An 11,847-nucleotide genomic window follows, 5' to 3' on the forward strand; every position below is an offset into this window, starting at 1 on the left:
TATTACTGTCCGCTAAACCATAAAAAGGCGAGTCCAACTTCCTGAACGGCAGAAGTTGGGCTTACTTTTTGTATTTGACAAGCCCCCTCAGCAGTTTTCAGGAACTTCGGGAGGCGATTCCGATGCTTCGGCGAGCATGATTTTCAGGTCTGCATCGGGCTGATTGAGGAACTTTTCGAGATTNAGGTAATACATCAGCACAATTCTGACGATTGTAGCCAGTCCTGAGAAGCTCCAACGTCTTTCGAGTNTGCTTTGAAGTACTGACAGCAGCAGATTTGCGATGAGTGTAACCCATATCTGGATTTTGATGGCGTTGGCGCTCTCGCCATAGAAGTATCTCAAGGGGAAGTTCTGTTTGATCTGCTTGAAAAGAGACTCTATCTGCCATCGGCGGCGGTATATCGCAACGATTGTCTCTGGCGGCATGTCGAAGTCATTGGTCAGAAGCGATATGAGTTTTGGCTTCCCATTCTTCTTGATGTCAACGTATGTAATTATTCTGGCGATGTGGTTTATACCGTCTTTACGGAACACCACGACCTGTTCACGGTATTCCATCAGTCCCTGCGGATTCTGATGCATACAGTCTACAAGTACCTCATAACTGAGGTTTTTCTTCATTTTGGTGACATATACAACGCCACGGTCCGTCAGTTCCTCGAATTTGGCATAATTGATATAGGCGCGGTCAAGAGCGACTATCTCGTTGTGGCTGTAATGGCTCGGAGCAAGCATGAAAGAGTCATTGGTGGCCGCCGAAGTGAACTGCACGTCGCAGGGGACGCCCTCGTTGGCATGTATTACCGAGTGTACCTTGATACCTCCCTTCTTCTTTCCGGTTTTGGGATGTCGACCAACACCCTTGAAAATAGCGTTGGAGAACAATGTGATTGTAGTGGAATCGATAATCCTAAGCTGCTTTATCCACTCTTCCGTGCCGTTGCGTCTGCTGTCCGATGAAAGAATGTCTTTGTTGGCTGCATAAAGGTCGCGATAGACATCCTCAAAGAACTTCTCTGACCGTCGGGCATTTGCATCCGACAGGGTGCTGCGCTTTGGTACAGTATCAATTCCGACATGGTGCAGTTTGCGAACCTCCGCTGTCATAGATGTCTCTATCTCACGCAATGAGTCGAAGCGCTGGATCACGGCATAGAGCATCGTAAGCAGATGCGTATAGCCGTCAAAGCTCTTTACATACTTCTCTCCGCCGTGTTTTCGGCTGAATTCAACAATTTTTTCACGATTGAGTGATTTTATCAGCTGTCCATATATCGGCTGTCCGAAGAAATTACTACTTTTGCTCATGGTTATCTATGTTTTGTCGCAAAAGCAAAGTAACCATTTAGGGCTGACTCCTGCAATAGGTGTCAGCCCTAATTTTTCAATCGCTCAAAAAAAGTTTAGCGGACAGTAATAATATATAATTAGACGTACAGGTTACATCTACCGTATGTAGACTATTCATAGCCTCGAAGTCGGCTTCTTCAAGCGTCTTTGGGTCGAAGGTGTCCTCTCCGATTTTTACCGATTTGATTGTCTTTCCGTCGGTGTCGAATATCTTGATGACTGGGTGAAGTTTATAGGCAAAAGCGAGCCTATTGTGTTTATCAGAATAGACCATTTCCCCGGTGCTAGGCATCCATGTCTGTAATTCGGGAGAAATGTTAATCTGTCTGATTGTATCAATTTTTGATGTAGTAAGGTCAGCGGTCATGGCATACTGTCGACCTCCGTTTGGCTCACGTCCAATAAAGACATATTTGTCCGTGCCGGTCATATATACATCCTGAACGTACTGTGAAAGAGGAAAAGGCACAGTGCTGTTGCTGTCCATCAGATACTGCCGTGTCCTGACAAACGCTGTATCATTCTTGACGGCAAAAATCTCACAANCGTGCTGCCCGACAACGCGGNGTGCGCCATTATAGTAGATAAAAGGATAAGGCATATAGGAAGTATAATATCCGTCCTCACGTTTGCCCATGTCCGGGCTTATACTGATTGTGTTGTTAGAGTTGTCGATAACTGCATGACGAAGAAGCCGTTGGCCGTATCCATCCTCACATTCAAAGACAAACAGCAATGTATCACCGGATACTTTCATGTCCGTCACCTGCCTTATTGCAGGTAAAGACTCCCCGGATATTTTTAGTTTTGCCGTTGTGGTAGTTGACTGTGCGTTGGCACACCCTGACATGAACAGGGAGAGTGCTATTAGGGATAATATCTTCATTTTATTTCGAGTGGTATATATGGAACTGACATTCGGGTTGCATCGGCATTATTCATCACCTTGCCATCCTTGCCGACAATATGAACCCTGTTGCTATCTCCGCCCATCTCTGAGATCATAAAACCGACCGGCGATTTGAAATAGCGTACAAGAGTTTTTTCAACATCGGTTGCCGAGCATCGTTTATCGTTGCCGTCACGGTATGTATATTCCATTATGGGATTGTTCGTGCGTTCAAATCCGATTGCCTCCCAGACAAATTGTCTTTCAGCATCTTCTATTTTTAGGATAAGACCTGGCAGACCTCCGAATTTGTAAGGACCGAAAGGCAGGGGAATTTCAGGCGTAAACCATGCCGTATAATTTCGTCCGGCAAATTCAACAGTTGCCTTACGACAGTCATAGCCCATAATCGAATCGGTGGTTTCATCACTGAAACTCCATTCCAGCGTTGGAACAGAATCAGAATAGACAAAGAAAGCGGACATTGACAGCCGGTATTTCAAATCGGCTTTCTCTCCCCGAATAGGTCTGATGATTTCCAAAGGCCACGGATTGCCCGACACATTTGAATATGAGTCTGCACCGCGCCTGATCTGTTCGGTTGCCAACGAATCGAAGTGGTTGATTATGTCGCTGTAATCTTTGACGCTACGTTTACCTATCTGCACAATCCTTGTGTCGTTGAGGACGACCCGTTGGTCGGGGTGGAATTTATATTTAAGCGAATATGTAACCTTGTATCGGGCGGTATCAACAGACATAGCCCGGTCAATAATCCGGGAGCAGGTTTCCTGTGCTGCACCTGTAATCCACAGGGAAACAAAAAGTAGGGATAAAAGATATTTCATAACGGTGTATTTTAGAATATTCTGAATCGGATTTTGAGTAACACACTGCGAGGGCGTATGTTGTAGATTGCCTTTGACTCCGTGAGAGCCGACAGATTGGAATACACATACGACTTGCGGTTGAGCAGGTTGTCGCACGACAGCGTAAAGCTGAAACGCTTTATGGTGTACTTCGCCTCCGCATTGAGCAGAAGGAAGGACTTGTCGCCGTCGTTGAAGTTGTTGAAGTAATGGTAAAGCGATGTAGTCAGCGTAACGCCTCCGGGAATTGTAAAGTCGAGAGAAGCCTTGTTCGTTACGGTGCGCAGCCACGGAAATCTGTCATATCCTTTCTGCTGTGTCGCCGACTGCGAATAGTTGCCTTGATAAGATACACCTAACCATTTGAACGGCGTCAGGCTGATATCAGCGTTCACTCCTATGCTGTTGCCGGAGTAGCGCAACACCTCGTCCTGAACGAGCAGCGGACTGTCGTAATAAGAATATGTAACCGAGGCTCCGATTTTCAGATGTCTCCAGTCGAAACCCTGACTTGCATGAATTTTTGCCGAAATCATATCTCCGTTCTCCGATGTACGGCGACTGATGGTACGCTGCACTATGCCGTCGTAGTAAGAACCATATAACACTTCGGGCGACTGTCTGTTCCATGAAACCTCCGCTCCGGCGAAACTCATTGAAAGAATGTTCTTGAAATCGTAGCCTAACGTGTAATGCTGATTCATGCCTTCGTACAGCCCAGCCACGTCGTAAGCTGACAACTGGCGGTAAGATGTCAGTATGTGACCTGAATACAGCGTTTCAATCGAGGGCGTCATATAGTTCAGCATTGCCGCCGCTTTGAGGTTATGGCTACTGTTGAATTTATATGTGAAGTTAAGCGACGGCTCGACACGAAAACGGTTTTTGTCGGTAATATCACCATCAAGCCTGTTGTTCAGCCGGAACAAGCGATATTTTAAAGGCATATAGAGTGAGGCATGAATTTTGCGCGTGCTGTACATAATTTCTACACCAACTCCGGCATCGAGATATTCGAGTGTAAGGTCGTTGTCTGCGGCATCAAGTCTGCTTTCGAGTGAATTGTGATGATAGTTGACTATCGCCGAGGGGTGAAGCGTGAAATTGCCAACCTTGAACGCTGAAAGCAATCCCGCACGGTTCTCGGTGGATATATTGTGGTAATCCACATGCTGATACAGCATATCACCTGGTATGATGTCGGGGAACAGATTGGGAGAAACAGACAGGCTGTGCGGTCTCTTTTCCAGGTTGACAAGCGAGGAAATCTCAAAGCCACGGTCAGCGGAATTGCGGTGCGTCATGTGAAATTTGTTGAGCAGGCGGTAAGTGTCGGTCTCACCAATCTGGCTCACATTGTCGCCTCCGGCTACAATACGACTGTCGGCATTGATAGTACTCCAATCAAATTTAAGCTGCTCTTTGAGATAGCTTTCATCGCCGTTGTTCATAAATGTAAGGTCGCCGTAGGCTTTCTGCATACGCGCAGTGCCGTCCATCATTTCATCAACGGTGTTCACTCCGCCGTCGGGCAGATAATTGGTAGTTGCAGAATGACTTTGCCTCGTGTCGCGGTCGTTCAGATAAGCTGCGTTGATACCGAACTCACCTGATTCCCCTACGCGATATACATTGTTGAATGTGGCGTTATGCGAGCGGTTGAAATAGTAGAAGTGCTTGTCTATACCCGGAGCCGACGGCATGGAGATTGTCGAGATATTGCTTGTACGCGAATAATCGTTGTCGAAGGAATACAGCTCCTGCGACAAGTCCTCTCCGGTGTTGTTGCCCTTGTATGTCGCAAGAAACTGGCTGTTGCGACGGAAATACGTTGCAATCGCAGAGTTGTTCCATAGTCCCACGTTGCCATAGCCACCTCCAAGTGTTGCAATGAGATTGAGAACTCCTTTGACTCCCTCTTTGAGCCGCAGGTTGATTGAGGCCTGTTCCTCCGGGCGCAGACCTTTGAGTGCCTTTATGTCCTGATGGTTCTCCAATACCTGCACGGTCGCGATGTTGTTGGGGTCGATGTTATTTGTGGCAATACCGTAATGTCCTTTCATTAGGTCAAGACCTTCGATGTAGAAATTCTTGATGGGTTTGCCTTGATAAGATACCTGTCCGGCATCCGACACTGTAATACCCGGCATTTTCCTCAAGACATCGGCTATCGTCTGGTCTGTCTGTGAGAGAAAAGAGCCTACGTTGTAATTTATGGTGTCGCCGTGCGAATATACTTTCTTCGACTTTACAACGACCTCTTTCAGTTCGACGGCGCGGTTCTCCACTATAATTTCATAATTACCGGTGCGGTTGGGTACTATAATCTCCGTCGGAGCAATCTCGACACTCGACGCTTTTAGAATAAGGCTGTCGCACTCGCTTTTAACCGATATTTGAAACTTGCCGTTTTCGTCTGTTAAAGCAGATGACAAGATGGTTTTAGGAGCATTTGACGGCGATGCAATCACACTGACAAAGTCCACAGCAGCACCTTCGTCGTTTTTGACAACACCGCTTATAATACTCCGGCTAAAACATTGCAACACAGCGCAAAACACCATTAACAGTATAATTGAAGCCTGTTTCATAAGGGTAAGGATATGGCTGGGTGCCAATGATTTGACACCCAATCAAATAATATGTATTATTCTAATTACTCCTTTTTCTTTAGTTGAACCGGAACTACAAAGTGGACTTTAACGAGTCGGCCACTGTCGATCATCTGTTCAAGCCTTACGCCGTTAAAATTTCGACTTATAGCGGCAGCAACTTCTGCTCCGTCCGGAGTATCGACTGAAACATCCTTGACTCTTCCATCCTCATCTACCACAATCTCAATATTTACTTTAGTGTCTTTATCAGGTTGGATTGTTTCAACAGAACATCGGATAATATCCGCCAAAGGTTTTTGGTCCTCAAAAGGAGAAGGGATAACTGTATGTGTTTCGGTCTCCGGTTTTGATGGGTTAGACTCTAAATCCAGAACTTGAGGCGTAGAACCCGGTTGCGTTTCTTCTGATAATAGTTCTTCGCGAAGACTATAACCTGATATTTCTGAAAGAAAACGGGATGAAACAGGCATTGACAATGCCGTACCCGCAAGAGCGACAGCTGGAATTGCGCAGAGTGCAATCAGCATGGTCTTCCTTGGCGGACGCTTCTTGCTCATTATAAGAACTCTTTTACGAAAACTGCGCTTATCTGCCGCAAAACTATTCGCTATCGAAATAGATCTGTTGCCCATCGCTTTGACCACCAGCAATCTTTGGTAATCGTATGTTTCTATTCCTGAATTGATAACCGCCTCGTCTGCCTCAAACTCATGATTGAGTTTCATAAGTTGTCTTGTCATCCATGCGAAGGGATTATACCATAGCAGGATACAAAAAAGGTCGGCAAAGAGTACGTCAATCCAATGTCGTTGGACGGTATGTGCCTTTTCGTGGATATAGATGCACGATGAGTTATCTAATTCAGTATCTTGCATGAAGATATAGTTGCCCCAACTGAAAGGCGCGATGACATCATCTGCTATACGACAGATTGTAACACCATCTATTCTCTTTTTCTCACTGACAGCAATCATTCTGAGCAAGCGTAGGAATGATATGATTTCACGGCAAGATAAAACGACTATGCCTGAGAGATAGACAATAAGAACAATGGAAAGCCATGGGAAAGCAGGTACTGAATCGTTCTCTACGCTCGTCGTTTTCATTACAGACAACGTAGAATTCATATTCATCACAGAATCCACATTTGTGACAACCGTCTCCGACGGTAGTGAAATTAGCGTTGAATCAAGAATACATGGCAAAGCAAGCGACAGCAGAAGCCCGGTAATAACAGCCAATCTGTTGAAGCGAAAATGGCGGCTACGGTTTATTATCTGATGCAACACAGGGTATAGCATAAGAATAAAAACCGAAACGGATAGAGAGTATGATAAAAGTCCGCCCATATTCAGTCTGTTTTATTGTTATGGGATTTTTCTACTTCGTCAAGCAATTTCCTTAGGTCCTCTACAGGAATATTGCCATCTTCAACCAATGAGGAGACAACACGGAGGTATGAATTTTTGAAATATCGTCCCACGATTGAGGACAGGGATTTCTTTCCCATGTCTTCCTCAGCAACAATAGCATAATATTGATAGGATTTTCCTTTGGGAGTATGACCGACATATCCCTTTTCTTCAAGAGCGCGCACTATGGTTGAGATAGTGTTGAAATGAGGTTTGGGATCCTCATAAAGCTCCACTATCTCTCTTACATAGAGCGGACCTTTCTTCCAGAATAGCCCTAACACTTCTTCCTCTTTTGCGGTTAGTTTTTCCATACATGAAATATTGATGGCACAAAGATACAACTATATTTTGTAGTTATAACTATTACTTGTAGTTAATAATTGTTAAGACTGGGGTTGGTAACGGTAAATGTACGCAAAAGTGTATATAGATTTCGGAGTTGTCGGGTATCTCGTTGCCGATCCGCCGCAACGCTACCAGCCCCCGACATAGACAACTCGCCCATCGTTTCGCACCCCCGACCTCTGACACCACGCAGGCAGACGATTCTCAAAATCGCCTGCCTGCGCTGTCTATGTATGATTCGCTGTTTCTACCCTATTTCAAGGAGTTAATTGCTTTGGTAAAAAGTGTTTTTTTGCTTTTCAATATAAGATTGCCCAATCATCATAAGCGATTGAATATACCGGAATCTTTATCGGAGTTTGTAATTTTCTGTTTGGGAGATTTAGATGGCTTACCAAATGGCAAGTTATACACAAAGTTCACATATACCATATTGGCGTTGTTCTTGATTCTCTCAACAGTTGAAGTTGAGAGAGCTTTTGTTCCGTATGTTTTCTGTGTCTGTTTCCATGATTCATAGAACGGATAACGTATGCCTATGCCAACTGTCATTGTCTGTATTGGTCGGTATGATATCTCAACTTTTGCCATGCTCGGACGAGTGGTTAGTATTTGCCCGGATAACATTTCGGTCTCTGTCTGATAGAATATTTCCGCCGACCATTTTTTATAATTCAGATATACCGAGGGTGCTATGGTATAGCCTGTATGGTTCCATTTCTGACCCATATAGCTGTTTCGTGTGTACATTATTTCTGAATACAACCGTAGGCGCAGGAGGTTGTTAGACAACGGCATCCATTGCATGAACAAGCTCGCCTTGTAGTATTGCATCCATTTAAGATTGTCGATTGTCTCATTTATCACTCCGTCTTTAGTGCTGAAGACCGGAGCAATCTGACTCTTGCCATAAGTATATGAAACCTCTGGATTGATTACGAATTTTCTGACCCCTTTGAAATACGAAAGACTGATGGCATGTGTATTTTGTGGTTTTAGATTTGGATTACCAACATACAGATAATCAATATCCTTGTAATAAGGATTGAATGTCAGCTGGGATATGGTTGGGTTAAGTGTGTTGACCTCATAGTTCAACGTAAGTTCAGATGATCTGTCGATGAAATATGCGACATTGAGTTGTGGACGAAAATAATAGTAGTGATGGTTCCGTCCATTCATATCCTTGAAATAATTGCCGTTAAGTCCAAGACTCAGAGAATAATTCCACTTTTGTCCAATCATGCCATTCAATCCTGCGTAGGTATATAATTCGTTGGTTGTGGTCGATAAGTCCGAATATTTTTGTGATGCTGTATTATAGGCATATCTGACACCGACAAGGGATTTTGTCATGGGCTTGATTGTGTAGCCATACCATCCTTCCCCGATCAGAGAATATTTATCAGTCTCAATATTGGTTTTTGTTGTGAATCCATCATCAATTCCACTTTCTGAATAGTAGTAATTGTATGATGAATTATAGTAGGTACCAACGGCATTGAATGTCAATTCATGGCGACCAAAGATTTTATTGAAATATAAATCGAGCGAGGGATTGAGATATTTGTCCTTGTCGTGGCTTGACGCTGTTCCTTGCAAATCTGAGCCAAGACGAGTCATAACTAAGTCCTGTAAAGACGAGCGTCTGCGGTTTAGAGCTCCAAGTGAAAACTTTGCATTGAACACATAATCATCCGGCTTTACATTTGAATAGATTAATTCAGCCAGATGCTGCTCATAAGCATACGGGCTTTTGCGTCCGGTTCGTGTTTTGGAATAGAAACCATCCACCAATGGATACGAAATTTCTTCATCAAGACGGCGGTCATTATAATTGCGATAGTTGATGTTATACATCACTCCCAATGTTGAACGCCCCCAGTTATATTTCAGACTCGCCACGTCATTACCGAATCCTGTGGTGACTGCATTCAATGTGTTAAGCATCAAGGAACCACCGGTCTGTTGCTTCGTAATCACATTGATAACCGCTCCCAATCCCATATTGGAATACTGAATCGGAGGCTGGGAATAGTATTGTATCTTTGAGATGTTATCGCTTGGGATAGATGCAAGATCTACCGATGATGACGGGACACCGTTAATCAGTATCTTCACACCTTTACCATCACTGGAACTGATCGTCAGATCAGATACCAAAATCTTGGGCAATGTCTGTATTGCCTGAATCGCCGTTGGAAACTGTTGTTTTTCCGACCGCGTAAGTACATAGTCCTTATGGTCAGAGAAACGGTTCACCATCTCTGCCGTAACCACTACCTCGTCAAGAGTGGTTACGGAGTCCGTCTTGACTTCTTGTTGGGCTTGTGCCAATAATGGAAACAAGAACGCAAAAATAAAAATAAATTTTCTCATGCTTTACGAAATTTTCCTGCAAAGCAAGTGAAAATGCCTCAATCTGACCTAAAAATTTGTCTAACTTTTATCTGACAAATTCTGACAGAATTGTAAATCAGCTATTTATTCGAAGTTCGTAAGAGTCGCCCCGGTTGCATACAATCTCCATGTTTGCCTTGGCAAGAGCGTTCTTTGTGCGTTTCACAAGAGTATAAAGCGATTCCTCGGCATTATTTTTATTACCCCAGAGAGATTCGCACAAGCTTCGTTTATCGACTTTCATGCCCGGTGCTTCAAGAAGCATTCGAGTCAACTGACGCTGCATGGGAGTGAGTTTGATACCGTCAAGCGATGGAGATGCGGAAATGGCAATAAATTCTGCATCGGGTGTCTCAGTTTCTTTTCTTTTCCAGATAAGCATACTTGCCATTGAGAGAATAGAGAGCACGAACAGAATTCCCGGTAATGTCTGATCCGAAGCATATAAAATCGAAGCCATTGAACAATCGGCAAACCCCTGAACTTGTATTGCAAGCCCTTCAGCAGCGTGTTCGGGCATAAGCATAATGGAATCAGATGCTATCTTATTTCCTCCGATTCCACGCGAAGCACTTTTAGTATCAACAAGCGCAAGTGTAAAGTACGTCACGTCTTTCAGCGACGGGTTTCTGAAATTGACATCCGATGCCTGATATATCAAAGGCTTATGGGTGGTTTCGTGCATGTGCCGTATGGCAGCAATAGTGTCGGGACGCGTCCACAGTTCACTATTCTTATTAGCTAAAGCAAACATCGCATCATTAAGGTCATCTGCGATATTTTGTTTAGCGTTTGAGTATGATAAGCAACAGGTAATAACCGACGCTATCATTAAAGCCAATGGAATGAACATACCATAACGAAGTGCTGAACCGGAATTGGCAGATAAATTATTCTTCATAGTAGCGGTTGATTTCATGGCATATTCATACGTTTATAATCGACTTGCCAAAGAAAGTCGACAGCATGGCGAGGGTAGAAATGGTGAAATTATGCTCACCACTCAACCATCGTGTAATTTCATTAGGACGCTTGCCGAGAGCCTCTGCAAACTGCTTTTTGTTAAGCCCTCTTTCCTGCATAAGAGCGGCAAGCCGATTTGAAATTGCAAAAGAGAGACGGGTTTCCTCGCGTTTCTCAATCGGGATTTCGTTAAAAATCTCCTGTAACGATATATTAGCAGTTCTCATACTTCAAAAGTTTTATCGGTAAGTATCTCTTTTTCTGTAATCTCCACGTTACCGGCACGTACTTCCTGTTTAAGCAGACGCTCAAACTTCTGCAAGTCAATGACGTAACCTTGAAGCGTATCGTCTTCCTCGTAAGTGCGGCTGCGCTTGACATCACCGTTGCCGAGGATTAGAATTTTATCTGTCAAACGAAGGCAATATAAACGGAGTTTCGATTTCAGAACAGGGAGAGCAACAACAGAATCACTCATCTTACCCTCTCTGCGGAAGTATCTCTCCAATGCTCCATTAGATAAAATCTGTTCTACAAAACGCATGATAGCCTGAAAATCAGGATTCAATTCAGCGTCTTGTCTGAATTTAGAAACGAATTTTTCAAATTCGCTCTGTTCGTCAGACAAGAATTGTATTGTGTACATGGTGCAACTTTCGCTGCTGTTTACCAAAAGGAGTTCTACTTCGCTCATAATACCTTGCGTTTATAATGTCAACGCAAAGTTACGAAAAAAGTTTTACATAAATGTAAAATTGTGCAATTAAATTTGACCGTACTATCCATTGGAGCATTAATAAACAATAAGAGGCCATAGAAATCCAGTCTGACTTGGTCAGAAAATAGATCAGAAAGTAGGTCAGAAAACCGACATGTCGGGAAAATGCCGTCAGAAGAATAGAACAAAGTCGAATTAAAAATTTTAAGTTTCGCAAGTAATGATTTCCTGAGACAGAGTCATAAAAAAACGACATGGATTCTTGCCTAATTGCAAGAAA

9 protein-coding genes are annotated in these 11,847 nt (G+C 43.7%); all 9 read right to left on the minus strand.

The genetic code is table 11. The annotated features are described in order from the left end of the window. Positions 1-87: 87 nt before the first annotated feature. The 9 genes from JX312_RS03390 to JX312_RS03430 all read right to left on the minus strand — a co-directional run bounded on the left by JX312_RS03390 (position 88) and on the right by JX312_RS03430 (position 11,543). A complete protein-coding gene (locus JX312_RS03390; protein ID WP_204457077.1) occupies positions 88-1,311 on the minus strand; it encodes an IS4 family transposase in 1,224 nt (407 codons plus the stop codon). Between the two features lie 924 nt (positions 1,312-2,235). After that, positions 2,236-3,090 (minus strand): GLPGLI family protein, encoded by an 855-nt coding sequence (locus tag JX312_RS03395; RefSeq protein ID WP_204457078.1) that lies wholly within the window; start codon positions 3,088-3,090, stop codon positions 2,236-2,238. A gap of 11 nt (positions 3,091-3,101) precedes the next feature. Then, positions 3,102-5,597, minus strand: coding sequence for a hypothetical protein (locus JX312_RS03400; RefSeq protein WP_370541469.1), 2,496 nt, complete (start codon positions 5,595-5,597; stop codon positions 3,102-3,104). A 170-nt stretch (positions 5,598-5,767) separates the two neighbouring features. Further along, the gene (locus JX312_RS03405; protein WP_204457080.1) at positions 5,768-7,075 is read right to left on the minus strand and encodes a M56 family metallopeptidase; all 1,308 of its coding nucleotides are present in this window, start codon (positions 7,073-7,075) and stop codon (positions 5,768-5,770) included. A gap of 2 nt (positions 7,076-7,077) precedes the next feature. Next, positions 7,078-7,452 carry a BlaI/MecI/CopY family transcriptional regulator gene (locus JX312_RS03410; RefSeq protein WP_123407198.1) on the minus strand — a complete coding sequence of 125 codons (375 nt, stop codon included), beginning with the start codon at positions 7,450-7,452 and terminating at the stop codon, positions 7,078-7,080. A 355-nt stretch (positions 7,453-7,807) separates the two neighbouring features. Further along, positions 7,808-9,865: a TonB-dependent siderophore receptor gene (locus tag JX312_RS03415; protein WP_204457081.1), complete on the minus strand. Its 2,058-nt coding sequence runs from the start codon at positions 9,863-9,865 to the stop codon at positions 7,808-7,810. A gap of 97 nt (positions 9,866-9,962) precedes the next feature. Further along, complete coding sequence (locus JX312_RS03420) at positions 9,963-10,787, minus strand: helix-turn-helix domain-containing protein (protein ID WP_204457082.1); 825 nt, start codon at positions 10,785-10,787, stop codon at positions 9,963-9,965. A 25-nt stretch (positions 10,788-10,812) separates the two neighbouring features. Next, positions 10,813-11,076: a helix-turn-helix transcriptional regulator gene (locus JX312_RS03425; protein WP_123407190.1), complete on the minus strand. Its 264-nt coding sequence runs from the start codon at positions 11,074-11,076 to the stop codon at positions 10,813-10,815. After that, positions 11,073-11,543: a hypothetical protein gene (locus tag JX312_RS03430; protein WP_204457083.1), complete on the minus strand. Its 471-nt coding sequence runs from the start codon at positions 11,541-11,543 to the stop codon at positions 11,073-11,075. The genes JX312_RS03425 and JX312_RS03430 overlap by 4 nt, the downstream gene beginning before the upstream one ends. Positions 11,544-11,847 lie beyond the last annotated feature (304 nt).

The sequence above is a fragment of the Barnesiella sp. CU968 genome, from assembly GCF_905219685.1.
GTDB classification, from domain to species: domain Bacteria; phylum Bacteroidota; class Bacteroidia; order Bacteroidales; family Muribaculaceae; genus Lepagella; species Lepagella muris_A.